Source organism: Streptomyces zaomyceticus (genome assembly GCF_014656215.1).
Lineage (GTDB): Bacteria > Actinomycetota > Actinomycetes > Streptomycetales > Streptomycetaceae > Streptomyces > Streptomyces zaomyceticus.
Map to the genome: position 1 here is coordinate 121,291 of NZ_BNBZ01000004.1, position 25,244 is coordinate 146,534.

General features: G+C 72.1%; 22 protein-coding genes. 20 read left to right on the forward strand and 2 right to left on the reverse strand.

Translation table 11 applies throughout. From position 1 onward, the window contains the following. Positions 1 to 9 precede the first annotated feature (9 nt). Positions 10 to 858 (forward strand): thioesterase family protein, encoded by an 849-nt coding sequence (locus IE311_RS07670; protein WP_189830823.1) that lies wholly within the window; start codon positions 10 to 12, stop codon positions 856 to 858. A gap of 336 nt (positions 859 to 1,194) precedes the next feature. Then, positions 1,195 to 2,358: a cysteine desulfurase family protein gene (locus tag IE311_RS07675; RefSeq protein WP_189830824.1), complete on the forward strand. Its 1,164-nt coding sequence runs from the start codon at positions 1,195 to 1,197 to the stop codon at positions 2,356 to 2,358. A gap of 24 nt (positions 2,359 to 2,382) precedes the next feature. On the opposite strand, the gene IE311_RS07680 is transcribed toward IE311_RS07675, so the two are convergent. After that, on the reverse strand, positions 2,383 to 3,042 hold the full coding sequence (locus IE311_RS07680) for an N-acetylmuramoyl-L-alanine amidase (protein ID WP_189830825.1): 660 nt from the start codon (positions 3,040 to 3,042) through the stop codon (positions 2,383 to 2,385). A gap of 61 nt (positions 3,043 to 3,103) precedes the next feature. Between IE311_RS07680 and mnmA the strand changes: the two genes are divergently transcribed. Then, positions 3,104 to 4,243: a tRNA 2-thiouridine(34) synthase MnmA gene (gene mnmA / locus IE311_RS07685; RefSeq protein WP_189830826.1), complete on the forward strand. Its 1,140-nt coding sequence runs from the start codon at positions 3,104 to 3,106 to the stop codon at positions 4,241 to 4,243. A 51-nt stretch (positions 4,244 to 4,294) separates the two neighbouring features. Here the strand turns inward: mnmA and IE311_RS07690 are convergent, their stop codons facing one another. Then, positions 4,295 to 5,104, reverse strand: a complete 810-nt coding sequence (locus IE311_RS07690; RefSeq protein ID WP_189830827.1) for an alpha/beta fold hydrolase — start codon at positions 5,102 to 5,104, stop codon at positions 4,295 to 4,297. A gap of 108 nt (positions 5,105 to 5,212) precedes the next feature. Here IE311_RS07690 and IE311_RS07695 point away from each other — a divergent pair, with 108 nt between their 5' ends. The 17 genes from IE311_RS07695 to IE311_RS07775 all read left to right on the forward strand — a co-directional run bounded on the left by IE311_RS07695 (position 5,213) and on the right by IE311_RS07775 (position 25,238). Beyond that, complete coding sequence (locus tag IE311_RS07695) at positions 5,213 to 5,746, forward strand: LOG family protein (protein ID WP_189830828.1); 534 nt, start codon at positions 5,213 to 5,215, stop codon at positions 5,744 to 5,746. A gap of 183 nt (positions 5,747 to 5,929) precedes the next feature. Then, positions 5,930 to 6,361 carry a hypothetical protein gene (locus tag IE311_RS07700; protein ID WP_189830829.1) on the forward strand — a complete coding sequence of 144 codons (432 nt, stop codon included), beginning with the start codon at positions 5,930 to 5,932 and terminating at the stop codon, positions 6,359 to 6,361. Continuing rightward, entirely contained in the window at positions 6,358 to 8,196 is a 1,839-nt protein-coding gene (locus IE311_RS07705) for an alpha/beta hydrolase (RefSeq protein ID WP_189830830.1), read from the forward strand. Before IE311_RS07700 ends, IE311_RS07705 begins: the two co-directional genes overlap by 4 nt. A gap of 101 nt (positions 8,197 to 8,297) precedes the next feature. Further along, complete coding sequence (locus IE311_RS07710; RefSeq protein ID WP_189830831.1) at positions 8,298 to 8,768, forward strand: hypothetical protein; 471 nt, start codon at positions 8,298 to 8,300, stop codon at positions 8,766 to 8,768. Between the two features lie 14 nt (positions 8,769 to 8,782). Then, complete coding sequence (locus tag IE311_RS07715; RefSeq protein ID WP_189830832.1) at positions 8,783 to 9,487, forward strand: SDR family oxidoreductase; 705 nt, start codon at positions 8,783 to 8,785, stop codon at positions 9,485 to 9,487. Beyond that, positions 9,484 to 10,500, forward strand: coding sequence for a methionine synthase (locus IE311_RS07720; RefSeq protein ID WP_189830833.1), 1,017 nt, complete (start codon positions 9,484 to 9,486; stop codon positions 10,498 to 10,500). The genes IE311_RS07715 and IE311_RS07720 overlap by 4 nt, the downstream gene beginning before the upstream one ends. A gap of 32 nt (positions 10,501 to 10,532) precedes the next feature. Next, the gene (gene ligA / locus IE311_RS07725) at positions 10,533 to 12,713 is read left to right on the forward strand and encodes an NAD-dependent DNA ligase LigA (protein WP_189830834.1); all 2,181 of its coding nucleotides are present in this window, start codon (positions 10,533 to 10,535) and stop codon (positions 12,711 to 12,713) included. Between the two features lie 307 nt (positions 12,714 to 13,020). Further along, positions 13,021 to 15,135, forward strand: coding sequence for a putative bifunctional diguanylate cyclase/phosphodiesterase (locus tag IE311_RS07730; protein WP_189830835.1), 2,115 nt, complete (start codon positions 13,021 to 13,023; stop codon positions 15,133 to 15,135). Between the two features lie 106 nt (positions 15,136 to 15,241). Next, a complete protein-coding gene (gene gatC / locus IE311_RS07735; RefSeq protein WP_015036350.1) occupies positions 15,242 to 15,538 on the forward strand; it encodes an Asp-tRNA(Asn)/Glu-tRNA(Gln) amidotransferase subunit GatC in 297 nt (98 codons plus the stop codon). A gap of 5 nt (positions 15,539 to 15,543) precedes the next feature. After that, positions 15,544 to 17,043 carry an Asp-tRNA(Asn)/Glu-tRNA(Gln) amidotransferase subunit GatA gene (gatA, locus tag IE311_RS07740; protein WP_189830836.1) on the forward strand — a complete coding sequence of 500 codons (1,500 nt, stop codon included), beginning with the start codon at positions 15,544 to 15,546 and terminating at the stop codon, positions 17,041 to 17,043. Continuing rightward, positions 17,040 to 17,285 (forward strand): hypothetical protein, encoded by a 246-nt coding sequence (locus tag IE311_RS07745; RefSeq protein ID WP_189830837.1) that lies wholly within the window; start codon positions 17,040 to 17,042, stop codon positions 17,283 to 17,285. Before gatA ends, IE311_RS07745 begins: the two co-directional genes overlap by 4 nt. 26 nt (positions 17,286 to 17,311) lie before the next feature. Continuing rightward, positions 17,312 to 18,823, forward strand: a complete 1,512-nt coding sequence (gene gatB / locus IE311_RS07750) for an Asp-tRNA(Asn)/Glu-tRNA(Gln) amidotransferase subunit GatB (protein ID WP_189830838.1) — start codon at positions 17,312 to 17,314, stop codon at positions 18,821 to 18,823. A gap of 347 nt (positions 18,824 to 19,170) precedes the next feature. Beyond that, positions 19,171 to 21,261, forward strand: coding sequence for a phosphocholine-specific phospholipase C (locus IE311_RS07755; RefSeq protein WP_189830839.1), 2,091 nt, complete (start codon positions 19,171 to 19,173; stop codon positions 21,259 to 21,261). A gap of 189 nt (positions 21,262 to 21,450) precedes the next feature. After that, the gene (locus IE311_RS07760) at positions 21,451 to 23,715 is read left to right on the forward strand and encodes an MMPL family transporter (RefSeq protein ID WP_189830840.1); all 2,265 of its coding nucleotides are present in this window, start codon (positions 21,451 to 21,453) and stop codon (positions 23,713 to 23,715) included. Further along, the gene (locus IE311_RS07765) at positions 23,693 to 24,250 is read left to right on the forward strand and encodes a GNAT family N-acetyltransferase (RefSeq protein ID WP_189830841.1); all 558 of its coding nucleotides are present in this window, start codon (positions 23,693 to 23,695) and stop codon (positions 24,248 to 24,250) included. Before IE311_RS07760 ends, IE311_RS07765 begins: the two co-directional genes overlap by 23 nt. Before the next feature lie 48 nt (positions 24,251 to 24,298). Beyond that, positions 24,299 to 24,892, forward strand: coding sequence for a hypothetical protein (locus tag IE311_RS07770; RefSeq protein WP_373313772.1), 594 nt, complete (start codon positions 24,299 to 24,301; stop codon positions 24,890 to 24,892). 148 nt (positions 24,893 to 25,040) lie between these two features. Continuing rightward, on the forward strand, positions 25,041 to 25,238 hold the full coding sequence (locus IE311_RS07775; protein WP_189830843.1) for a hypothetical protein: 198 nt from the start codon (positions 25,041 to 25,043) through the stop codon (positions 25,236 to 25,238). Positions 25,239 to 25,244: the final 6 nt, after the last annotated feature.

Genomic DNA, 25,244 nt, shown 5'->3' on the forward strand with positions numbered 1-25,244 from the left:
GTCGGAAGCATGAGCACGAGCATCGAGACCAGGCTCGCGACGAGCGAGTTCGACCGCGACACCGCCGTGACCCTCCGGGAGCCCGGTGTCTACGACGCCGACCTCTCCGCCGGGTGGACCATCATCCAGGCGGTCAACGGCGGCTACCTCCTCGCTCTCCTCGGCCGCGCGCTCGGCGACCACCTGCCGCACCCCGACCCGTTCACGATCTCGGCGCACTACCTCACGCCGTCCGTGCCGGGCCCCGCGGTGATCAGGACGGAGACCGTCCGCACCGGCCGGACGCTCTCCACCGGCCAGGCCTCCCTCTTCCAGTACGCGGAGGACGGCACCGAGGTCGAGCGGATCCGGGTCCTCGCCTCGTACGGCAGCCTCGACGCGCTCCCCGACGACGTCCGCACGACCGCGACGCCCCCGGCGATGGCCGCCATCGAGAACTGCTTCTCCGCTGCGGACGGCCCGACCCCGCAGATCCCCGGCTCCTCCGCCATCGCCGACCGGCTCGACCTCCGGCTCGACCCGGCCTGTGTCGGCTGGGCGATCGGCGCGCCGTCGGGGAAGGGCGAGATGCGGGCCTGGTTCGGCCTCGCGGACGGCCGTGAGCCCGACGCGCTGTCGCTGCTCCTGACGGTCGACGCCCTGCCGCCGACCTCCTTCGAGCTGGGCCTCAAGGGCTGGACCCCGACCGTCGAGCTCACCACCCACATCCGCTGCCGTCCGGCCCCCGGCCCGCTGCGGGTCTCCATCACCACCCGCAACCTGGCCGGCGGCTTCCTGGAGGAGGACGCGGAGGTCTGGGACAGCGCCGACCGCCTGGTGGCCCAGTCCCGCCAGCTGGCCCGCGCACCCCGGGGCTGACCCTCCGAGGACCGGGTCCCGGGACGGGGCCCGGCCGCCCGGCTCCCGATGCGGGCGACCGGGCGAGGTTCTCCGCGCGACCCGGCTCCCGATCCGGGCCCGGTCCCGGGTTCCGTACGAATCGGCCCCGAGTCTCCGCACGGCCCGGTCCCGGGTCTCGGCGCGGTCTGGCCCCGGGTCCCGCGCCACCCGGTCCCGGGTCTCCGCACGCGGTCCGGTCCCGGTACTCCGCACGGCCCGGCCCCGGGCCGCGGCAGCCCCCGGCACAGCGTCGCCGGGCGCGTAATCCGGCCACCCGCCGGGGCAGCCGCCACGGGCTCGTAGAATCGACCCACCATGGCTTACCTCGACCACGCCGCGACCACGCCCATGCTGCCCGAGGCGATCGAGGCGATGACCGCCCACCTCGCCGTCACGGGCAACGCCTCCTCCCTGCACGCCGCCGGACGGCGGGCCCGGCGGACCGTCGAGGAAGGGCGCGAGACGCTCGCCGCCGCGCTCGGCGCGCGGCCGAGCGAGGTCGTCTTCACCTCCGGCGGCACCGAGGCCGACAACCTCGCCGTGAAGGGCCTCTACTGGGCCCGCCGCGACGCCGACCCCCGCCGCACCCGTGTCCTGGCCAGTCCCGTCGAGCACCACGCGGTGCTCGACGCCGTGGACTGGCTCGCGAGCCACGAGGGCGCCGACGTCGAGTACCTCCCGGTCGACCGCTACGGCCGGGTGCACCCCGAGACCCTGCGCGAGGCGATCGCACGGGACCCCGAGTCCGTCGCCCTCGCCACCGTCATGTGGGCGAACAACGAGATCGGCACCGTCCTGCCGATCCGTGAACTCGCCGACGTGGCAGCCGAGTTCGGCGTCCCGCTGCACGCCGACGCCGTCCAGGCCGTCGGCCAGGTCCCCGTGGACTTCGCCGCCTCCGGGCTCGCCGCGATGACCGTCTCCGGCCACAAGATCGGCGGCCCCTACGGCATCGGCGCCCTGCTCCTGGGCCGCGAGCACACCCCCGTACCCGTCCTGCACGGCGGCGGCCAGGAGCGGCACGTCCGCTCCGGCACCCTCGACGTGCCGGCCGTCGCCGCCTTCGCGGTCGCCGCCCGGCTCGCCACCGAACGGCGCGAGGAGTTCGCCCGCGAGATCGGCGCGCTGCGCGACGAGCTCGTGACCACCGTCCGGGCGCTCGTCCCCGACGCGATCCTCGGCGGCGACCCCGTCGAGCGGCTCCCCGCCAACGCCCACTTCACCTTCCCCGGCTGCGAGGGCGACTCCCTGCTCCTGCTGCTCGACGCCGCCGGTATCGCCTGCTCCACCGGTTCCGCCTGCACCGCCGGCATCGCCCAGCCCAGCCATGTGCTGCTGGCCACCGGCACCGATCCGGACCTGGCCCGGGGCACCCTCCGCTTCTCGCTGGGCCACACGTCCACCAAGGAGGACGTCGCGGCGGTCGCGGAGGCGATCGGCCCGGCGGTGGAACGGGCGAGGACCGCGGGCCTCAGCTGACGCCCGCCGCCCGCCCGAGGGCACTCAGGCGAGTGCCTTCGGCACCTCCCGCACCAGCTTCAGATAGCGGTCCCAGTCCCAGTGCGGACCGGGATCGGTGTGGTCGGTCCCCTCGACCTCCACGTGCCCGATGATGTGCTCCCGGTCCACGGGTATCCCGTACCGGGCGCATATGTCGGCCGTCAGCCGCGCCGACCCCGCGTACATCGCCGCCGTGAAGTCCTGCGGCCGGTCGACGAAGCCCTCGTGCTCGATGCCGATGCTCCGCTCGTTCATGTCGCGGCTCCCGGCGTGGAAGGCGACGTCGAGCTCCCTGATCATCTGCGCCACATGCCCGTCCTTGCGGACCACGTAGTGCGCCGCGGCCCCGTGCCCCGGGTCCTTGAAGACCTTCAGCGCGGTCGCGTAGCTGCCCTGGACGACATGGATCACGACCCGGTCGATCCGGTAGTCGTCGGGCCGGTCGGCACGCCGCCAGTTCGCCCGCGACGCCGAGGTCCACTCGGCGGCCCGGTGGTCGAGCTCACCCTCGACCCGTTTCTTCTCCATCCCCGGCAGCCGCCACCAGGCGCGCGCCAGCTCGTCCCTGGCCAACGCGGCCGTGCCCAGGACGGCGACCCCGCCGCCCAGCAGCACCGCGCGCCGCCCCACCCGCCTGTCCGAACCCTTCGACCTGCTCCCCATGCCCCCCAGAACGCTCGGTACCGCGACTGTGGTTCCCGGCGCCCCGTACCCTGGTAGGGCTATGACTCAGACTCCGCCCCAGCGCCCCCTCACGCGTCCCCTCCGGGTTCTCGCCGCCATGTCCGGCGGAGTGGACTCCGCCGTCGCCGCCGCCCGTGCCGCCGAGGCGGGTCACGACGTCACGGGCGTGCACCTCGCCCTCTCCGCGAACCCGCAGTCCTTCCGTACGGGAGCACGCGGCTGCTGCACGATCGAGGACTCCCGTGACGCACGCCGGGCGGCCGACGTCATCGGCATCCCGTTCTACGTGTGGGACCTCGCCGAGCGGTTCCGCGAGGACGTCGTGGACGACTTCGTCGCGGAGTACGAGGCCGGCCGCACCCCCAACCCGTGCCTGCGCTGCAACGAGAAGATCAAGTTCGCGGCGCTGCTCGACAAGGCGCTCGCCCTCGGCTTCGACGCGGTCTGCACGGGCCACTACGCGACGGTCGTCCTGAACGAGGACGGCACCCGCGAGCTGCACCGCGCCTCGGACATGGCCAAGGACCAGTCGTACGTGCTCGGTGTGCTCGACGAGAAGCAGCTCGCGCACGCGATGTTCCCGCTGGGCGACACGCTCACCACCAAGGACGAGATCCGGGCGGAGGCCGAGCGCCGCGGGCTCGCGGTCGCGAAGAAGCCCGACAGCCACGACATCTGCTTCATCGCCGACGGCGACACCCAGGGCTTCCTCGCCTCCCGGCTGGGCAAGGCGGAGGGCGACATCGTCGACGAGGCGGGGACGAAGGTCGGCACCCACGAGGGCGCGTACGGCTTCACCATCGGCCAGCGCAAGGGCCTGCGGATCGGCCACCCGGCCGCGGACGGCAAGCCCCGCTACGTCCTGGACATCTCGCCGGTGAACAACACGGTCACGGTCGGCCCCGTCGAGGCGCTCGACGTCACCGGTCTCACCGCGATCAAGCCCCGCTGGTGCGGAACCGCCCCGGAGGGCGAGGGCCGCTACACGGCGCAGCTCCGCGCCCACGGCGGGGAGACCGAGGTGACCGCCTCCCTGACGGACGGAGAGCTCACGGTCTCCTTCGCCGAACCGGTCCGCGGAGTCGCCCCCGGCCAGGCGATCGTGCTGTACGACGGCACGCGCGTGGTGGGCTCGGCCACGATCGCGACGACGTCCCGCCGCGCGACGGCGACGGCGTAACCACCCGGCCGGTCCTTCAGGCCCCGGCCCCGCCGGCCCCGCCCCCGCCCCTCAGGCCGCCTCCGCGGTCTCCCGGTCCTCCGTGAGGAAGTCCTCCAGGACCGGGGCCAGGACGTGGGGGGCCACCTCGTGCGTCTGACCCGTGAGGGTGCGGTGCCGGGCCCGGGGGAGGGCCGCCGTCAGGGCGAGCGCCGCCCGCCGGGTCCACGCCGGGCTCGCGCCCCCGTCGACCACCAGCACGCGCGCGTGGACCCGGGCGAGCAGCCGCTCCGGCACCGTCCCGTCGCCGAGGACCGCGAGGTCGTACGCGAGGGTGTGCGCCAGCTCCGCGACCCCGGGCCGCAGTTCCGTGGCCCCGGGCCGCGGCCCCGAGGCCGCCGTCGGGTCCGCGAGGAACAGATCGAGCGCCGCGAGCGGACGCCCCTCGCCGAGCAGGACCCCCACCTGCCGCCGCCGTTCCGCGGCCTCCGCCGAGTAGGGCGGCTCGTACGCCGCCACCGCCCCCGCCTCCAGCCCGGCCGCCACCGCGGCCAGCGCGAGCGCACCCCCCGTCCCCTCCCCGTACAGGGCCGACCCGGCCCCCGCCTCCCCGACCACCGCGGCCAGGTCCTCGATCTCCCGCTCCACCGCGTACGGCCCGGTGTCGCCGCTTCCGCCGCGCCCCCTCCGGTCGTACGCCACGACCGAGAAGCGGCGGGCGAGCAGCCCGCCCAGCGCCCGCCCGCCCGCGGCCGTTCCCAGGGCGCCGCTCACCAGGACGAGCGGCGGCCCCTCCCCGTACCGCTCGTACGCGATCGGCGTCCCGTCCCGCGACGTGACGCGTCCCCCGACCCTGCCCGGCGTGTTGCTCACCTCATCCATGGCAGGTGAGACCGGACCCGCCGCCGGAACTCATCGCCGCACGGCGGGATTTCCCGGAGAGAACTCCGGGCGGGACGGAAGCCCCTGGTCAGGGCCTACGGTGGGGTCATGAACATCTGTGTCTTCCTCTCCGCGGCCGACCTCGACGAGCGCTACACGGCCCCCGCCCGCGACTTCGCCCGGCTCCTCGGCAAGGCGGGCCACACCCTGGTCTGGGGCGGCTCCGACACCGGTCTGATGAAGGTCGTCGCGGACGGCGTCGAGGAGGCCGGCGGCCGACTCGTGGGCGTCTCCGTCGACTTCCTCGCCCACAAGGCCCGTCCGAACGCCGACCAGATGGTCGTCGCGAAGGACCTGGCCGAGCGCAAGGCCCTCCTCCTCGCCAAGTCCGACGCCGTGGTGATCATGGTCGGCGGCGCCGGCACCCTCGACGAGGCCACCGAGATCCTGGAGCTGAAGAAGCACGGGAAGCACACCAAGCCGGTGGTCCTCCTCAACACGGCGGGCTTCTACGACGGCCTGAAGACCCAGTTCCGCCGCATGGACGAGGAGGGCTTCCTCCCGATCCCCCTCGCCGACCTCGTCCTGTTCGCCGACGACGCCCCGACGGCCCTGGCATATCTGGAGTCGTCCGTACTCTGAGTGCGCTGACGTACCGTCTGCTTTCGCAATGTGCGCACGGATGCTCTTGTCACGGTGATTCCACCCTGCTACGGCAGCGGGCTCTTTCCTCCTGCGGATCCCGTTCCCGATCGCGTATACGGGAGCGAACTGCGTTAGCGTCTCGAGGCGCGGAAACGGAACGCAGACGTAGACGGGGGAGCCGTGTCCTACTCGGAGCGCTGGCAGGAGCTGTTCGGGCCGACCGACGGCGGGGCGACGATGACACTCGCCTCGACGGCCCCGGGACCGGGGAACGGCGGGGGCGGTACCGGGAGCCTCAAGCACAGCGGCGGCCCCTGGACCAGCGCCTCCGGTACCGCGGGCGAGCTCCGCACCAGCACCGAGACGAGCCGCTCGGCGCTCGGCCCGGGGCACGAGGGCGTCGAGGCCGGGGCCGCGGGCCTCACCTCCGTCGCGGCCCTCAAGGGCGTGCTGACATCCTGGGAGGAACGCCTCCAGGCGGTACGGGACGAGTGCGAGCAGCTCAAGGGGCCGCTCCGCGCGGTCGCCGAGGAGATGGGCGAGACCGAGACCGCGATCGGAAACTCATTCAAGGGAGCCGACGGCGGCGGCAAGGCCGGTGAGAGGCGATGACCGGAACCCTCACCTGGCAGCTGCTGCGCGACCTCAAGACCTCCGAGTTCACGGAGGCCGGCGACACCTGGCACGAGGTCTCCAACCGCTCGGACTCCGACCGCGTACGGGTCGACCGCGCGATGTCCGCGAAGCTCCGCGAGACCCAGGAGAGCGAGTCGGCGGAGGCGGCCCTCGGCAGGCTCCAGCGACTCAGCCGCAACTTCCATTACCTGCACAGCGAGTGCGGGCTCGTCCGCACGGCCCTCAACGGCCTCGCCGCCGACCTCGCAGAACCGCAGAACCAGTTGAAGCAGGCCCTCGCGGAGGCCGCGGCGCTGAAGTTCACCGTCAACGCCGATGGCTCCGTCACCTTCCCGGCCACCGAGGTCGCGGACCTCACCGGGGCGACGAAGGAGGCCCCGGGCAGTAGCGTCCGGGGCAGCTCCCGCCTTCCCCTGGAACCTCCGGGCTTCGGCGCCCAGGGGTCGTCGCCGCTGTACCCCGGCCACAGTTTCGTCAAGCCGCTCAACCCGAACGCGGCCAAGGCGCAGGACATCGCCGACCGGGTCGCCCGAGCCGTCCGCTCGGCGGCCGAGATCGACGCCCGGTACGCGAGCACCCTCAGCGGCCTCAGGGCGGAAAAGGGGCTCGACGTCACCGCGGCCACGCTGAAGGACATCGCCCGGGACACCGCCGACGTCCGCTCCACCGCCGGAACGCACCTCGGCGCCGGCGTTCCGGAGGACAAGTCGCCCGCCGAGCGCAAGAAGTGGTGGGACGGCCTGACGGACGAGCAGCGGCAGGAGTACCTGGAGATCGCCCCCGATCTGGTCGGCGGCCTGGACGGCATCCCGGCGGCCGCGCGGGACGAGGCGAACCGCACCTACCTGCCGCTCCTCATCGAGGAGCTGGCGCGCAGGGACGACGGCGACTCCGAGACCAAACTCAACGCGCTCCGGATGATCCAGGACAAGCTGAACAAGCCCAGCGACCCGCCGATGTACCTGCTGGGCATCGGGGACGAGGGCAACGGACGCGCGATCGTCTCGTACGGCAACCCCGACACCTCGAGGAACGTCTCGGCATACGTGCCGGGCTTCCGCACCAAGCTGAACGACGAGTTCGTCGACGACACGATGACGCGCGCCCAGGACACGGCCCTGGGGGCGCGCAGTGTCGATCCTTCCAGTGCGTCCATCATTTGGCTGGGCTACGACGCACCACAGCTCGCGGACGTGGCGACCACCGGTGACGCGGAGCGGGGCGGCCGGGCGTACAACCAGTTCATGTCGGGGCTCGCGACGACCAACGAGAACAAGGATCCCCACCTGACGGCGATCGGCCACTCCTACGGTTCGCTCACCGTGGGATCGGCGGCCGAGCAGTCGGGCGGGATCCCGGGCGTCGACGACATCATTCTGGTCGGCAGCCCCGGTGTCGGTGTCGACAGGGCAGAGGACCTGGGAGTGGGGCGCGACCATGTCTTCGTCGGTTCCGCCGACAACGACCTGGTCACCAAGATGCCGTCGAACCAGCAGACCGGGGCCGGCTTCGCCGGTGGCCTCGTCGGAGCGCCCCTCGGCCCGCTCGGCATGGCCGCGGGCGCGTACATCGCCGGCGACGTGGCGGACCAGGGCGACGACGACCTGCGCTTCGGCAAGGACCCTGCGAGCGAGGCCTTCGGCGGTCGGCGCTTCCTGGTCGACGACGGGCCCCACCCCGTAGGTGACCTGGGACTCATGGACGCCCACTCGCAGTACTTCACGCCGACCCTCGACTCGAATTCGGCGGGCAACATCGCCAGGATCGTCGGCGGCAGGCCCGGCGAGATCAGTACGGAGGAGCATCGATGAAGGGACTGGGACGGGCGGCACGGATCGCTCTCCCCGTCATCACGGCGGGTGCGGTTCTCGCGGGGTGTGGAGCTCCGAGTGGTGAAGGAGGCACGGCGGACATGAACATGCAGGAGTCGGCGGAGCGCGCGGACGCGATGCTGGACGCGACGATGGGTGCCGTCGCACCGGAGGTCCAGTGGGACCACGGCACGACCACGAGCGGCAGTTGCCATCTGACGCGACGCCGCGCGGTGACCACCATCATCTCCGAGCAGAGGCGGGGCAACTTCCTCGGAGTGATCGAGCGGTTCTGGAAGAAGTCCGGCTACGTGATCACCGGAGTGAACCAGAGCCGGGAGATGCCGGCCGTCCACGCGCGTACGCCCGACGGCTTTCAGCTGGCGCTGAACGTGGGCTACAAGGGCCAGGCGTTCTTCGACGTCATCACGCCGTGCGTCGAGCGCTCCGAGGTCGCCGAGCCCACCTCCCGGCCCAACGGCCCCGCCTACCCCCTCGGCAAGATCCCCACGCCCAACGTCCGCTCCGACTTCTGGTCCGCCACGGCGCCCGCCCCCGCCCCCTCCTCCTGAGCATGGATGGGAGCATGGCTCCCATGGCTACACATGTGATCACCGGAGCCGGCTCGGGCATCGGCGCGGCCGTCGCGCGCCGCCTTCACGCGCGCGGGGACCAGCTCGTGCTGCACGCGCGCGACGCGGGGCGCGCCAAGGAACTCGCCGCGCAGTTCCCCGGGGCCCGGACGCTCGTCGGGGACCTCGCCGACCCGGACCGGCTGTCCTGGGCGTTCTCGCACCAGAGCATGCCCGAGCAGGTGGACACCCTGCTGCACATCGCGGGTGTCGTCGACCTCGGGCCGGTCGGGGACCTCACCCCGAAGACCTGGCACCACCAGCTCAACGTCAACCTCGTCGCCCCGGCCGAGCTGACCCGGCACCTCCTGCCCCAGCTGCGGGTCTCCCAGGGTCACGTCGTCTTCGTGAACTCGGGCGCCGGCCTCAACGCGCACGCCGAGTGGGGCGCGTACGCCGCCTCCAAGCACGGACTCAAGGCCCTTGCCGACGCCCTGCGCCACGAGGAGCACGCCAACGGGGTGCGGGTGACCTCGGTCTACCCGGGCCGCACCGCGAGCCCCATGCAGGCCAAGGTCCACGCCCAGGAGGGCAAGGAGTACGACCCGTCGAAGTGGATCGACCCCGAGTCGGTGGCCACGGCGATCCTCACCGCCGTCGACCTCCCGCGCGACGCGGAGATCAACGACCTCACCGTGCGTCCGGGACGCCAGGCATGAGCGAGTCTCGGGAAGAGGGCGACCGCGGCCTCTGGGGGTCCGCCACCGGCGTCGGCTCCATGCCGGGCGGTGACGCCCGGGAGACCGCCAAGGCCGTCACCGGGTCCTTCGAGGACTTCCCGTTCCTCGCGGAGCTGCCCGCCCGGGGCCCCGGCGCCGACATGATCGGCCGGACCATCGGGATGCTCGTCGACTTCTACGCGCACGTGGAGCCGAGCGGCTGGCGGATCAGCGACCGGCCCGGCCGGGACACCAAGCGGGCCCGCTCCTGGATGGGCGAGGACCTGGACGCCCTGGAGGAGTTCACCCAGGGGTACGAGGGACCGCTCAAGGTGCAGGCCGTGGGTCCGTGGACGCTCGCCGCCGCCCTGGAACTGCGCGGCGGCGAGGCGGCCCTCGGGGACGCGGGAGCCTGTCGCGACCTGGTCGGCTCGCTCGCCGAGGGGCTCCACGAACACCTCGCGGAGCTGCGCAAGCGGATCCCGGGGGCGAAGACCGTCCTCCAGCTCGACGAGCCCTCGCTCACCGCGGTCCTGCGCGGCCACGTCCGTACCGCCAGCGGCTACCGCACCTACCGGGCCGTCGACCGGCAGGTGGTGGAGAGCGCCCTGCGCGAGGTGATCGCGGTCCACGACGGACCGGTGATCGTGCACTCCTGCGCCCCCGACGTCCCGTTCGCACTGCTTCGCCGGGCCGGTGTCGCGGGCGTCTCGTTCGACTTCTCCCTGCTCACCGAGCGTGACGAGGAGTCGATCGGTGAGGCCGTGGAGGCGGGCACCAAGCTCTTCGCCGGTGTGGTGGCGTCCACTGACGGCCCGTTGTCGGACCCGGGCGGTAGCGTCATGGGTGTCAGGACGTTGTGGCGCAGGCTGGGGCTGAATCCGGGGACTCTCGCGGAGTCCGTGGTGGTCACCCCCACCTGCGGGCTCGCGGGCGCTTCGCCCGCCTACGCCCGTGCGGCGCTCGCCCACTGCGTCCGGGCGGCGACATCGCTGGCGGACAACCCAGAGTGACCGGGTTTCGAGGCACGGGAGGACGGACGAAGGTGGCAGTCGAACAGGGGGCCCTGCCCGCCGAGGCACGGGAGAAGCACGCCGACCTGGCCGAGCAGGTCGAGGCGCACCGCTTCCGGTACTACGTGAAGGACCAGCCGGTCATCAGCGACGGCGACTTCGACAAGCTCCTGCGCGCCCTGGAGGCGCTGGAGGAGGAGTACCCGGAGCTGCGCACGCCGGACTCGCCGACCCAGAAGGTCGCGGGGCAGTACGAGACCGAGTTCACCTCCGTCGAGCACCGCGAGCGGATGCTCTCCCTCGACAACGCCTTCGACGACGAGGAGCTGGCCACCTGGGCCGAGCGGGTCGCGCGGGACGTCGGCACCCCCGACTTCCACTACCTGTGCGAGCTCAAGGTCGACGGCCTCGCGGTCAACCTCACGTACGAGCACGGGCGGCTGACCCGGGCCGCCACCCGCGGCGACGGCCGCACCGGCGAGGACATCACGCCCAACGTGCGGACGATCGCCGACATCCCGGAGCGGCTGCACGGCGAGCGGATCCCGGAGCTCGTGGAGATCCGCGGCGAGGTCTACTTCCCGATGGAGGCCTTCGAGGGGCTCAACGCCCGCCTGGTGGAGGCCGGTGACAAGCCCTTCGCCAATCCGCGGAACGCGGCGGCGGGTTCGCTCCGTCAGAAGGACCCCAAGGTCACCGCCTCCCGGCCGCTCCACATGGTGGTCCACGGCATCGGCGCCCGCGAGGGCTTCGACATCGACTGTCTCTCCCACGCGTACGAGCTGCTGCGCGAGTGGGGCCTGCCCACCGCCCGGCACAACAAGGTGGTCGGCTCGCTCGGCGAGGTGCGGGAGTTCATCGCGTACTTCGGGGAGAACCGCCACTCCGTGGAGCACGAGATCGACGGCGTCGTCGTCAAGCTCGACGAGATCCCGCTCCAGGGCCGGCTGGGCTCCACGGCGCGCGCCCCGCGCTGGGCGATCGCCTGGAAGTACGCGCCGGAGGAGGTCAACACCAAGCTGATCGACATCAAGGTCGGCGTCGGCAGGACCGGGCGGGTCACTCCGTACGCGCAGGTGGAGCCGGTGACCGTGGCCGGCTCCGAGGTCGAGTTCGCCACCCTCCACAACCAGGAGGTGGTGAAGACCAAGGGCGTGCTGATCGGCGACACGGTCGTGCTGCGCAAGGCGGGCGATGTCATCCCGGAGATCCTCGGGCCGGTGGCCGACCTGCGGGACGGCAGCGAGCGGGAGTTCGTGATGCCCGCCGAGTGCCCGGAGTGCGGGACGGCACTGAAGCCGATGAAGGAGGGCGACATCGACCTCCGCTGCCCGAACGCCCGGACCTGCCCGGCCCAGCTGCGCGAGCGGCTGTTCTTCCTCGCCGGGCGGCAGTGCCTGGACATCGAGAACTTCGGCGCGGTGGCCGCGGCGGCGCTCACCCGCCCGCTGGAGCCGGCCGAACCGCCGCTGGTGGACGAGGGCGACCTCTTCGACCTCACCATCGAGCAGTTGCTGCCGATCAAGGCGTACGTCCTCGACCCGGACAGCGGACTGCCCAAGCGGGACCCGAAGACCGGCGAGGAGAAGATCGTCACGGTCTTCGCCAACCAGAAGGGCGAGCCGAAGAAGAACGCGCTGGCGATGCTGGAGAACATCGCGGCGGCGAAGACCCGCCCGCTGGCCCGCTTCATCAACGGGCTCTCCATCCGGCACGTGGGGCCGGTCGCGGCCGAGGCGCTGGCCCGTGAGTTCCGCTCGCTGGACCGGATCGAGCAGGCGAGCGAGGAAGAGCTGGCGGCCGTCGACGGGGTCGGCGGGATCATCGCGACCGCGGTGAAGCAGTGGTTCTCCGAGGAGTGGCACCGCGAGATCGTGCGCAAGTGGCGCGCGGCCGGGGTCGTTCTGGAGGACGAGGGCGCCGGGGAGGACGTGGGGCCGCGTCCGCTGGAGGGGCTCACGGTCGTGGTGACCGGCACCCTGGAGAAGTTCACCAGGGATGGCGCAAAAGAGTCGCTCCAGAGCCTCGGAGCGAAGGTGACCGGTTCCGTTTCGAAGAAGACCGCCTTCGTCGTGGTGGGTGAAAACCCTGGTTCGAAGTACGACAAGGCGATGCAGCTGAAGGTTCCGGTTCTGGACGAGGAGGGCTTCACGGTCCTGCTCGAACAGGGGCCCGAGGCCGCTCGGGAGGCCGCCGTACCCGTCGTCGAGTAGGTCCCGCCGCCCCTCTCGCGGACCCCGCGTGGCTCACCCGTTCGGCGCATACCAGATCGTTACGGGTGGCCTGGTCGCATTCGGGCAAGAGAGGGAGAGCGCTGCCCGTCGGAGCCCTCGGCGGCCTAGTGTGGTGACAGTGCGTCTTGTCCTGCACGGCCGCGCGGGGGTTCTGCCCGTCGTGGCGTCAGGACATCGGCCCCCGTGGCACGTGTAACGGCCGCCCTACGGCGGCCGCATGACGGACGGCCGCGGGCACGCGGCCCATGGCACACCGACGGCACCGCCGCCTGTGAGAGGGACGGGAATGGAACCGACCGAGAGCGCCGCCCCGGTCCCACGGCCGCAGGGCCGTGCGGCCCCCCTGGGCTTCACCTCCCGGCTGCCCGCAGTCGTGGTGGGCATCGCCGCCGTCGTACTCGTCGTCGGGCTCCAGCGAGCCCTGAGCACCGGCCACGGACTCTTCCCCGGCGAGGTCGCCGGCTGGTCCCTCGCCGTCCTCACCGGCCTCATCGTCGGCCATCTGGTCGCCCTCGGCCGCGACCGCTGGTGGGGCGGCACCGGTTCGGGCGCCGCCCTCACCCTCGCCGTCCTCCTGCTCTACGGCTGGGTGCCCGCAGGGCTCGTCTCGATGACCGTCGTCGCCCTGGTCGGCGCCGCCCGCCGGCACCGCTGGCGGCAGGGCCTGCTGCACGGCGCCGCCGACGTCCTCGGGGTCGGCGCGGCCGCCCTCGTCCTCGCCCTCTTCGGAGACGTGCCCACGGTCGAACAGCCCTGGCAGCCCCTCGACTGGACCATCGGGGACCTCCCGGAGGTCGTGCTCGCCGCCGCCGCCTACCTCGTGGCGACCCGGCTCCTCCTGTGGTACACGCTCGCCCCCCAGGGCCGCGGCCTGCCCACCGTCGCCCGCACCGCCCTCCTGCGGCAGGGCCTCGTCGCCGTCGCCCTGCTCGGCATCGCCCCGCTGATCTGCGTCGTCGCCGCCAGCATGCCCGTCCTGCTGCCGCTCTTCGCCGTCCCCCTCATCGCCCTCGACTCCACCCTGTGGATCGCCCGCGCCCGCGCCGAGGAACAGCTCCGCGACCCGCTGACCGGGCTCCCCAACCGCCAGTGGCTCCTCGAACGGGCCTGGACGGCCCTGGAGGAGGCCGAGGGCGAAGGAGCCCGCGCCGCCCTCGTCCTGATCGACCTCGACCGCTTCCGATCGGTCAACGACACCCTCGGACACCTCGCGGGCGACCGGCTCCTCCTCCAGATCGCCGAACGGCTCCGCCTCGCCCTGCCCCGCGGCGCCGAGGCCGCCCGCCTCGGCGGCGACGAGTTCGCCGTCCTGCTGCCCACCGCCGACTCCACCACCAGCGCCCAGCGCGTCGCCCGCCACCTCGTCGCCGAGCTCTCCTCCCCGCTCGACCTCGACGGACTCACCCTCGTCCTGGAGGCCAGCGCCGGCGTCGCCGTCTTCCCCGACCACGCCCTCGACGCCGAGGGCCTGCTGCGCCGCGCCGACGTCGCCATGTACCAGGCCAAGCGGGACCGCACCGGCGTCGAGGTCTACGAGTCCAAGCGCGACTCCAACACACCCGACCGGCTCGGCCTCCTCGGCGACCTGCGCCGCGCCCTCGACGCCGGCGAGGTCGAACTGCACTACCAGCCCAAGGTCCGGTTCGACGGCCAGGTGGCGGGCCTCGAAGCCCTGGTCCGCTGGGTCCACCCCGAGCGCGGCAAGGTCCCGCCGGACGAGTTCATCGCCATCGCCGAGTCCTCCGGCCTGATGCCCCACCTCACCGAGTACGTCCTGGAGACCGCCCTCGCCCAGGTCGCCCGCTGGCGCACCCAGGGCCTCAACGTCCCGGTCGCCGTCAACGTCTCGCCCCGCGACGTCCACACCCCCGGCTTCGCGGGCGCCGTCGCCGCCCGGCTTGCCCGCCACGGCGTGCCGGCCGGAGCGCTCCAGCTGGAGATAACGGAACACGTCCTCCTGGAGGACCCCCAGCGGGCCGCCGACACGCTCAACGGCCTCACCGGCCACGGCGTCAAGATGTCCCTCGACGACTTCGGCACCGGCTACTCCTCCCTCGTCCATCTGCGCCGCCTCCCCGTCAGCGAACTGAAGATCGACCGCTCCTTCGTCGCCCGGCTGGCCGTCGACACCGAGGACGCCGAGATCGTCCGCTGCACCGTCGACCTCGCCCACTCCCTCGGACTCCTCGTCGTCGCCGAGGGCGTCGAGGACGACGAGACCTGGGAGCGCCTGCGCGACCTGGGCTGCGACGCCGTCCAGGGCTGGCTGGTCGCCGCCGCGATGCCGCCCGGCGAGGCGACCGCCTGGCTGCTGGCGCGCGGCGAGCACGGCTGGCGCCGACCCGCCGACATCGCCGCCCAGGTGGAGCTCGACCAGCCCTCCGGCCAGGTCGTTCCGTAGGGCCCGTCCACCCGGGACGGCGACCCCGGGCAAACCGTTTCACGGGCAGCGGCACCGGCCCCATAGGATGGGCCCACACCATCAAGCTCACCCCGTGAGGATCCGCATGCCTGGCATCACGCGCGAGGAGGTCGCCCACCTCGCACGGCTGGCGCGTCTGGAGCTGAAGGGCGAAGAACTCGATCACTTCGCCGGCCAGCTCGACGACATCATCGGCGCGGTCGCCCGCGTCTCCGAGGTCGCCGACCAAGACGTACCGCCGACCTCCCACCCGCTGCCGCTGACCAATGTCATGCGCGCGGACGAGGTCCGTCCGTCGCTCACCCCCGAGCAGGCGCTCTCCGGCGCCCCGGCCCAGGAGCAGCAGCGTTTCAAGGTGCCGCAGATCCTGGGGGAGGACTAACAGTCATGACGGACAACATCATCATCAAGCTCACCGCGGCCGAGATCGCCGGGAAGATCGCCGCCGGCGAGCTGACCGCCGTCGAGGTCACCGAGGCGCACCTCGCCCGCATCGAGGCCGTCGACGAGAAGGTCCACGCCTTCCTGCACGTCGACCGTGAGGGCGCGCTCGCCCAGGCCCGCGCCGTCGACGAGAAGCGCGCCCGGGGCGAGAAGCTCGGCCCGCTCGCCGGTGTGCCGCTCGCGCTCAAGGACATCTTCACCACCGCCGGCATGCCGACGACCGTGGGCTCGAAGATCCTCGAGGGCTGGATCCCGCCGTACGACGCGACCCTGGTCAAGAACCTGAAGGCCGCCGACGTCGTCATCCTCGGCAAGACCAACATGGACGAGTTCGCGATGGGCTCCTCGACGGAGAACAGCGCGTACGGCCCGACCGGCAACCCCTGGGACCTGACCCGGATCCCCGGCGGCTCCGGCGGCGGCTCGTCCGCCGCCCTCGCCGCGTACGAGGCGCCGCTCGCGATCGGCACGGACACCGGCGGTTCCATCCGCCAGCCCGCCGCCGTCACCGGCACCGTCGGCGTCAAGCCCACGTACGGCGGTGTCTCCCGCTACGGCATGGTGGCCTTCTCCTCCTCCCTCGACCAGGGCGGCCCCTGCGCCCGTACGGTCCTGGACGCGGCCCTGCTCCACGAGGCGATCGCCGGGCACGACCCGCTCGACTCGACCTCCATCGACGCCCCGGTCCCGCCGGTCGTCGAGGCCGCCCGCAACGGCTCCGTCGCCGGTATGCGCGTCGGTGTCGTCAAGCAGTTCCGCGGCGAGGGCTACCAGGCCGGTGTCGTGCAGCGCTTCGACGAGTCCGTCGAGCTGCTGAAGTCGCTCGGTGCCGAGATCGTCGAGCTGGACTGCCCGACCTTCGACCTCGCCCTCTCGGCGTACTACCTGATCGCGCCGTCCGAGTGCTCCTCGAACCTGGCCCGCTTCGACGCCATGCGCTACGGCCTCCGGGTCGGCGACGACGGCACCCGTTCGGCCGAGGACGTCACCGCCCTCACCCGTGAGGCCGGCTTCGGCGACGAGGTCAAGCGCCGCATCATCCTCGGTACGTACGCGCTCAGCTCCGGCTACTACGACGCGTACTACGGCTCGGCCCAGAAGGTCCGGACCCTGATCACCCGCGAGTTCGAGAAGGCCTTCGAGGAGGTGGACGTGATCGTCTCCCCGACGACCCCCACCACCGCCTTCCCGATCGGCGAGCGTGCCGACGACCCGATGGCCATGTACCTCGCGGACCTGTGCACCATCCCGACCAACCTGGCCGGCAACGCCGCCATGTCGCTGCCCTGCGGCCTGGCGCCCGAGGACGGTCTGCCGGTCGGTCTGCAGATCATCGCTCCCGCCATGAAGGACGACCGCCTTTACAAGGTCGGAGCCGCCGTCGAGGCCGCCTTCGTGGAAAAGTGGGGGCACCCGCTGCTCGAGGAGGCTCCGTCGCTGTGAGTACCAGTGCACTGCAGAAGGCCAAGGGCTTCAAGAAGTCCAAGACCGGCACGTACCTGTCCATCGGCACCACCGCGTTCGGCCTGATGGGTGTCGTCAAGCGCGCCCGTACGGCCCGCAGCGAGCACGACACGCTCAAGCTGATCGACGCCGTCGTCTCCGCCGCCGCCATCGCCACCGGTGTCGCTCTCCTCGTCCGCGAGCTGAAGCGCATCGGTGACGACGACGTCCTGTTCGGCTGAGGCCGAAGGCATCAGAGGGAATTCTCGTGACTGTCACTGAACTGCTGTCGTACGAAGCGGCGCTCGCCGAGTACGACCCCGTCATGGGCCTGGAGGTCCATGTCGAGCTCGGCACCAGGACGAAGATGTTCTGCGGCTGCTCGACCGAGCTGGGCGCCGAGCCCAACTCGCAGACCTGCCCGACCTGTCTCGGCCTGCCCGGCTCGCTCCCGGTCGTCAACGCGATCGGCGTCGAGTCCGCCATCAAGATCGGCCTCGCGCTGCACTGCGAGATCGCCGAGTGGTGCCGCTTCGCCCGGAAGAACTACTTCTATCCGGACATGCCGAAGAACTTCCAGACCTCCCAGTACGACGAGCCGATCGCCTTCAACGGCTACCTGGACGTCCAGCTGGAGGACGGCGAGGTCTTCCGCGTGGAGATCGAGCGCGCCCACATGGAGGAGGACACCGGCAAGTCGCTGCACGTCGGCGGCGCCACCGGCCGTATCCACGGCGCGTCCCACTCCCTGCTCGACTACAACCGGGCCGGCATCCCGCTCATCGAGATCGTCACCAAGCCGATCGAGGGCGCGGGCGAGCGGGCCCCCGAGGTCGCCAAGGCGTACGTCGCCGAGCTGCGCGAGCTGATCCGTGCCCTCGGCGTCTCCGACGCGCGCATGGACAAGGGCCAGATGCGCTGCGACGTGAACCTGTCGCTGCGCCCGCACGGCACCGAGAAGTTCGGCACCCGCTCGGAGACGAAGAACGTCAACTCGCTCCGTTCGGTGGAGCGCGCGGCCCGTTTCGAGATCCAGCGCCACGCCGCGGTGCTGTCCTCCGGCGGCTCGATCGTGCAGGAGACCCGTCACTTCCACGAGGACGACGGCTCCACCACCTCGGGCCGTATCAAGGACAACGCCGAGGACTACCGGTACTTCCCGGAGCCCGACCTCGTCCCCGTCGCCCCGGCCCGCGCCTGGGTCGAGGAGCTGCGGGCCACGCTGCCCGAGCCGCCGCGGGTGCGCCGCAACCGGCTGCGCGAGGAGTGGGGCGTGTCCGAGCTGGACATGCAGTCCATCCTCAACGCCGGCGCGGTCGAGGCGATCGTCGCCACGATCGAGGCGGGCGCGGACGCGGCCTCGGCCCGCAAGTGGTGGATGGGCGAGCTTGCCCGCAACGCCAACGAGCAGGGCGTGTCGCTGGAGGAGCTGGCGATCACCCCGGCGGACGTGGCCCGGGTCTCCGCCCTGGTCGCCGCCGGTGACCTCAACGACAAGCTGGCCCGTCAGGTCATCGAGGGCGTTCTCGCCGGCGAGGGCACCCCTGACGAGGTCGTCGAGAAGCGCGGTCTGAAGGTCGTCTCCGACGACGGCGCGCTCGGCGCGGCGGTCGAGGAGGCCATCGCGGGCAACGCGGCCATCGCCGACAAGATCCGCGGCGGCAAGGTCGCGGCGGTCGGCGCCCTGGTCGGCGCGGTCATGAAGGCCACGCGTGGCCAGGCCGACGCGGCGAAGGTGAAGGACCTGATCCTGGAGAAGCTGGGCGTCAGCGAGGGCTGATTCCCGGGGGACCCGTGACGAGGGGCGGTGCGGCTGTCGTGAGACGGCCGCACCGCCCCTCGTGCGTGAGGAGCGGCCGCACCGCCCCTCGTGCGTGAGCTGCCGCGGTCGGGCGAGCACGGCGCAGGTCGGTGTGCGGTCGGCCTCGTCCTCGGTGCGCCTGTACGGCGCGGTGCCGGGCGGGCGTTCGTGGCCGGAAATCGCTTGGACTCCCGTCACGTCCCCTTGGACGTTCACCACCGCGCCCCCGCCGGGTCTTCTCGGCGTCACCCCGGCTCACTACCGTCCCCGACGTACCACCCAATGGCTCGAAGGCGAACCATTGGGCCGTCGACTGGAGGTCGGTCTTGTCATCCGAGATGTCCCGCAGAAGGCTCCTCGCACTGGGCGGCGGCGCCCTCGGTGTCGCCGCCGCCGGTTCGCTGCTGCCGCCGTCGTTGCAGGCCGCGATGGCCGCGGAGCCCCCGGCCGGGGGGATGTCGGCCGTCCGGCACGTAGTGATCCTGATGCAGGAGAACCGTTCCTTCGACCACTACTTCGGCACCCTTCGCGGCGTCCGCGGATTCGGCGACCGCAATGCCATTGAACTGCCCACCGGCAGGCCGGTGTTCGAGCAGCCCGCCGGACCCGACCGGACCGTGCTCCCCTTCCCGATCCGCGGCGCCGCCGAGACCCAGCAGAAGGACCTCCAGTACATCGGAGACCTCGACCACTCCTGGAGCGGAGGCGGCAAGGCCTGGCGCCAGGGCTGGATGGACGGTTGGGTCTCGGCCAAGACCGCCGCCACCATGGCGTACTACGACCGGCGGGACATCCCCCTGCACTACGAGCTCGCCGACACCTTCACCGTCTGCGACGCCTACCACTCCTCCGTCCACACCTCGACGAGCCCCAACCGCAACCACCTCTGGTCCGGCTGGACCGGCTTCGAGGCCGACGGCAGCAGGGCCGTCACCAACGCCGCGTACGCCGAGGGCACCCACCCCGGCTACGGCTGGTCCACCTACGCCGAGCGCCTCGAGGCCGCCGGACGCAGCTGGAAGACGTACACCGAGTGGGAGAACTTCACCGACAACAACATCGAGTTCTTCACCAGCTTCAAGAAGATCGCCCGCAAGGCGCTCACCCACACCGGCGGCCACACCTTCATGGAGTCCTTCTACGCCGCCGTCCGCGGTACGAAGGACCCCGCCGAGCGCGCCCGGCTCCTCGATCTCCTGGAGCAGGGTGTCGCCGGGCTCACGAAGGCCGAGCGCTCCCTCTTCGAGCGCGGACTGCGCCGCGTCGAGAGCGGCACCCTCGCCGACGCCTTCCGCGCCGACGTCTCCGCCGGCACCCTCCCCGAGGTCTCCTACCTCGTGCCCTCCGCGATCGACTCCGAGCACCCCGGCTCGTCCTCGCCGATCGCCTCCGCGACCCTCGTCTACAAGGTGCTGGACGCCCTCGGCGCGCACCCGGACGTCTGGCGCCACACCGTCGTCCTGATCAACTACGACGAGAACGACGGCTTCTTCGATCATGTGCCGCCGCCGGTCCCGCCGACGGACGACACGGACGAGCGCTGGAAGGGCCTGCCCACCGGCCTCGGCATCCGGGTCCCGCTGCTCGTCGTCTCCCCGTGGTCGGTCGGCGGCTACGTCTGCTCGGAGACCTTCGACCACACCTCGGTGATCCGGTTCCTGGAGAAGCTCACGGGCGTCCGGGAGCCCAACATCACCCCCTGGCGCCGGGCCGTCACCGGCGACCTCACCTCCGCCTTCGACTTCAAGCGGGGCCGTCGGCAGCCCGACGTCGAGCCGCCGGGCCCGATCCCGCCCTTCAGCGGCCGCTGGCGGCCGCAGCCCCCGGCCGTCCAGCGGATGCCCGTCCAGGAGCCCGGCGTCCGTCGCGCCCGCCCCCTGCCGTACCAGCCGGACGCCTCCGCGACCGTCGGGACCGGCTCGGTCCGCGTGGCCCTCGGCAACCAGGGGAAGGCGAGCGCGCACTTCGCCCTCTACCCGTACGCGGGTGAGTTCGACGTCCCGCAGCACCAGGACGTCAGGGGGACGGGGGAGTGGACCGTCCCCGTCCCGGGTGATCACTACCGCTTCACGATCACCGGCCCCAACGGCTTCCGCCGCGAGTTCGAGGGCCCCGCGGCGGGCGGCGCCGAGCTCGTCTCCCGGATCGATCATCACGACCGCGACCTGCACCTCACCGTGCGCAACACCGGATCGGCCCCCGTCTCCTTCACCGTCGGGCCGCTGGGGTACGTCGACGAGGACGACCTCGTCGACTGGACCCGCACCGTCACGGTGAAGCCCGGCAGGACCCGTACCGTCGTCCACTCGGCCGCGGACGCGCACGGCTGGTACGACGTCGAGGTGACCGCACCCGGTGGCTTCCGCCGCCGGCTCATGGGCCACATCGAGAACGGCCGCGCCAGCGTCTCCGGCTGAGCATCCACGGTGAGCCGTTGTGCCCGGGGTCGGGGACCGAGGTCCCGAACCCCCGGGCACCCCTGTGAGCATCGACACGAAAGGGACAAACGATCACGTTTGACTGCCACAGTGGGCGCACGTAGGTCAAGCGTTCTTTTTCGGGCTGTTCCCGGTGAAGATCCTCGAACCACCCAGGGAGCACGTCCTTTGGCAGCCATCGCACGGTGGTGCATCAAGCACCGCCTCGTCGCCGTCCTGCTGTGGCTCGTCGCCCTCGGAGGGGTCGGCACCGCCGCGGTCGTCGCGGGCAGCGCGTACTCGAACGACTACGAGGTCCCCGGCACCGAGTCCGGCCGTGCCACCGCCCTCCTGGAGCGCGGCTTCCAGGGCCTCGGCGGCGACAGCGACACCATCGTCTGGCACACCGACAAGGGCAGCGTCCGCGCCGACGCCGTGGAGCAGCGCATGACCGTGATGCTCGGCAAGGTCGCCGACCTGCCCGGCGTCGCCGCCGTCACCTCGCCGTACGGCGACACCCGGGGTCAGGTCAGCGAGGACGGACACACCGCCTACGCCACCGTCACCTTCCGAGAGCAGGCCGACGACATCCCCGAGGCCCAGGCCCGCGCCGTCGTCGACACGGCGAAGGCGGCGGCGAACGACGCCGAGGGTCTTCAGGTCGAGCTCGGCGGCAGCGCCGTCGCCCTCACCGAGGCCCCCGGCGGACACATCGCCGAGGTCGTCGGCGTCGCCGTCGCGGCCGTCGTGCTCTTCCTCGCCTTCGGCTCCCTCGCCGCCTCCGTACTCCCCATCGCGACCGCGCTCGTCAGCGTCGGCATCGCGTACTCCGGGATCGTGCTCCTCGGGCATCTGATGACCGTCGCCGACTTCGCCCCGATGCTCGGCATGCTCGTCGGCCTCGGCGTCGGCATCGACTACGCCCTCTTCATCGTCACCCGGCACCGCAGAGGCCTGAAACGCGGCCTGTCCGTCGCCGAGGCGGCCGAGACCGCCGTCGCCACCACCGGCCGCGCCGTCGTCTTCGCCGGGGCCACCGTCTGCATCGCCCTGCTCGGCATGCTGATCCTGCGGCTCAGCTTCCTCAACGGCGTCGCCATCGCCGCCTCCCTCACCGTCGTCCTCACGGTCGCCGCCTCGGTCACCCTCCTTCCGGCGCTGCTCTCGTTCATCGGCATGCGGGCACTTTCCCGGCGCGAACGCCGGGCCCTCGCCGAGCGCGGCCCGCAGCCCGAGCTGCCCACCGGCTTCGCCGCCCGCTGGTCCGCCTTCGTCGAGCGGCACCCCAAGCTCCTCGGCATCGTCGCCGCCGTCGTCATGGGCGTCCTCGCGCTGCCCACCCTCTCGCTCCACCTGGGCACCTCCGACCAGGGCAACGGCCCCGCCACCGCGACCACGCGGAAGGCCTACGACCTGATCGCCGACGGCTTCGGCCCCGGCACGAACGGCCCCCTCACCCTGGTCGCCGGGCTCGACGGCGCCGACGACCGGGTCGCCCTCGACGCGCTGCCGGCCGCACTGTCCGCCACCAAGGGCGTCGCGTCGGTCTCCCCGGTCACGTACAACAGCTCCGGCGACACCGCCGTCCTCACCGTCGTCCCCGACTCCTCGCCCCAGTCCAAGGCCACCAGTGAGCTCGTCGACCGGCTCCGCGCGGACGTCCTCCCGGAGGCCGAGGCCGGAAGTTCCCTGCAGGTGCACGTGGGCGGCGTCACCGCCTCGTACGACGACTTCGCCGAGATCATCATCGGCAAGCTGCCGCTCTTCGTCGGTGTCGTCATCGCCCTCGGCTGTCTGCTCCTCCTCCTCGCCTTCCGCTCGATCGGCATCCCGCTCAAGGCGGCCGTCATGAACGTCGCGGCCGTCGCCGGCGCCTTCGGCGTCGTCGTGGCGATCTTCCAGTGGGGCTGGGGGAGCGAACTCCTCGGCCTCGGCAGCGCCGGGCCGATCGAGCCCTTCCTCCCCGTGATCATGGTCTCCGTCCTCTTCGGACTCTCCATGGACTACCAGGTCTTCCTGGTCAGCCGGATGTACGAGGAGTGGCTGGAGACCGGCGACAACCGGCGGGCGGTCCGGGTCGGCCTCGCCGAGACCAGCCGTGTCATCAACTCCGCCGCCGTGATCATGATCGCGGTCTTCCTGGCCTTCGTCCTCTCCGGCGACCGGGTCATCGCGATGTTCGGCATCGCGCTCGCCGCGGCCGTCGCCCTCGACGCCTTCGTCCTGCGGACGCTCCTCGTCCCCGCCCTCATGCACATGCTCGGCGGGGCGAACTGGTGGCTGCCGAAGTGGCTCGACCGCCTGCTGCCCCGGATCAGCATCGAACCTCCCGAGTGCCGCGAGGCCGCCGACGCGCGTGGGAAAATACCTGCTCAGCGTGTGACGGCCGGGGCAGCGGCCCTGCCCGCGGCCAGGGAGAAGAGGAACGACGATGTTCGCGATATCGCTGGGTGACGACGGTGCCGAGCTGAGGCCCCTGGAGCCCTGGCAGGCGGAGGAGTTCCTCGCCCACATGGACCGGGGACGCGAGTTCATCGGCGAGCACATCGCCCTTCCGGACTTCGTCGCGGACCTCGACTCCGCCCGCGCCTTCCTCCGCTCCTACGCGGAGAAGGCCGCGAACGACGCCGGACGCATCTACGGCATCTGGACCGGCGGCACGCTCGTCGGCGGCGTCCTCTTCCGGACCATGGACGTGGCGTACGGGACCGCCGAGGCGGGCTGCTGGCTGGAGCCCTCCGCCGTCGGCAAGGGGCTCATCACCCGGGCCTGCCGGGTCATCGTCGACTGGGCGGTCGAGGAGCGCGGCATCCACCGCGTCGAATGGCACGCCTCCACCGAGAACACGGCGAGCACCGCGGTCGCCCGCCGCCTCGGCATGACGCGCGAGGGCGTGCTGCGGGAGAACTACCCGCACCGCGGCACCCGCACGGACACCGAGGTCTGGGCCGTGCTGGCCCCGGAGTGGCGCGCGGCGAAGGCCTCGTAACCCGGTTTCCTCATACGGTTCTCATACGGGGCGCCTAGCGTGCGCCGCATGGACACCAAGACGACGACAGAGAAGACCGGCGAGAGCGCGGAGAGCGCCGAAGGCGCCGAGAGCGCGAAGACCGCCGAGGCCGCGCCCGCCGAGGACACGGCCGTGGTCGTGCTGGACAAGCAGGCCGACGACCTGACCGACGACGCGGCCGACGCCCTGGCCGACGACGAGGACGACGAGGACGACCTGCTGTCCGAGGAAGCGGCCCCCGCCTCCTCCGGCATCGGCGGCGCCGCCGCGGCCGTGGTCTCCGCCGCTCTCGGAGCCGTCGCGCTCACCGGCACCTGGACCGGCAAGGTCGTCTCCGAGCGCGAGACCCTCCTCGGGCAGATCAAGACCTCCGGGTCCGGCACCCCGGCCCAGCAGATCTCCGAGATCTACGGCGACGCCTGGCACAGCACCGCCCTGGTGAACGGCGTCTTCTCGCTCGTCGCCCTCTTCGTCGCCGTCCTCGTGCTGATCCTCCCCGGGCGCCCCACCTGGGTCCGCTCGGTCGCCGTCGCCGGCGCCGTCCTCGGCGGCCTCGGGCTGCTCCTGTCGGCCGGTACCTACTTCGACCTGTTCCTGAGTCTCCCGACCGCCGGGTCCTGAACCGCCTAAGGCACCCCCGGGACCCGCCTAAGGACCCCCGTACCCCGAACATGCGGCACTCGCCCGATGTGGCCGCACCCCCTGGGAAACGAAAGTAGAGGCATCGCAAGGAGCGATACCGAAACCGAGAAACCCAGGGAGCATCCCGATGTTCGAGTACGAACTCCACCGCATGAACCACGCCCAGCTCGTCCGTGAGGCCGCCGCCGAGCGACTGTCCCACGAGGCCGCCGAGTCGGCCGGCTCCGCCAGGGGGCTGCGCCGCCTCGGCCGCCGGAGCGCCGGCCAGGACGCGGAGGGGCGGGTGAGCGACGGCTCACGCGGGCGCTTCGTCCGGGCCGCGTGACACCCG

Bases quoted from the DNA above. Each gene is read 5' to 3' on its own strand.
- IE311_RS07670 (WP_189830823.1), top strand. From the start codon at position 10: ATGAGCACGAGCATCGAGACCAGGCTCGCGACGAGCGAGTTCGACCGC.
- IE311_RS07675 (WP_189830824.1), top strand. From the start codon at position 1,195: ATGGCTTACCTCGACCACGCCGCGACCACGCCCATGCTGCCCGAGGCG.
- IE311_RS07680 (WP_189830825.1), bottom strand. From the start codon at position 3,042: ATGGGGAGCAGGTCGAAGGGTTCGGACAGGCGGGTGGGGCGGCGCGCG.
- mnmA (WP_189830826.1), top strand. From the start codon at position 3,104: ATGACTCAGACTCCGCCCCAGCGCCCCCTCACGCGTCCCCTCCGGGTT.
- IE311_RS07690 (WP_189830827.1), bottom strand. From the start codon at position 5,104: ATGGATGAGGTGAGCAACACGCCGGGCAGGGTCGGGGGACGCGTCACG.
- IE311_RS07695 (WP_189830828.1), top strand. From the start codon at position 5,213: ATGAACATCTGTGTCTTCCTCTCCGCGGCCGACCTCGACGAGCGCTAC.
- IE311_RS07705 (WP_189830830.1), top strand. From the start codon at position 6,358: ATGACCGGAACCCTCACCTGGCAGCTGCTGCGCGACCTCAAGACCTCC.
- IE311_RS07710 (WP_189830831.1), top strand. From the start codon at position 8,298: ATGAACATGCAGGAGTCGGCGGAGCGCGCGGACGCGATGCTGGACGCG.
- IE311_RS07715 (WP_189830832.1), top strand. From the start codon at position 8,783: ATGGCTCCCATGGCTACACATGTGATCACCGGAGCCGGCTCGGGCATC.
- IE311_RS07720 (WP_189830833.1), top strand. From the start codon at position 9,484: ATGAGCGAGTCTCGGGAAGAGGGCGACCGCGGCCTCTGGGGGTCCGCC.
- IE311_RS07730 (WP_189830835.1), top strand. From the start codon at position 13,021: ATGGAACCGACCGAGAGCGCCGCCCCGGTCCCACGGCCGCAGGGCCGT.
- gatC (WP_015036350.1), top strand. From the start codon at position 15,242: ATGCCTGGCATCACGCGCGAGGAGGTCGCCCACCTCGCACGGCTGGCG.
- gatA (WP_189830836.1), top strand. From the start codon at position 15,544: ATGACGGACAACATCATCATCAAGCTCACCGCGGCCGAGATCGCCGGG.
- IE311_RS07765 (WP_189830841.1), top strand. From the start codon at position 23,693: ATGTTCGCGATATCGCTGGGTGACGACGGTGCCGAGCTGAGGCCCCTG.
- IE311_RS07770 (WP_373313772.1), top strand. From the start codon at position 24,299: ATGGACACCAAGACGACGACAGAGAAGACCGGCGAGAGCGCGGAGAGC.
- IE311_RS07775 (WP_189830843.1), top strand. From the start codon at position 25,041: ATGTTCGAGTACGAACTCCACCGCATGAACCACGCCCAGCTCGTCCGT.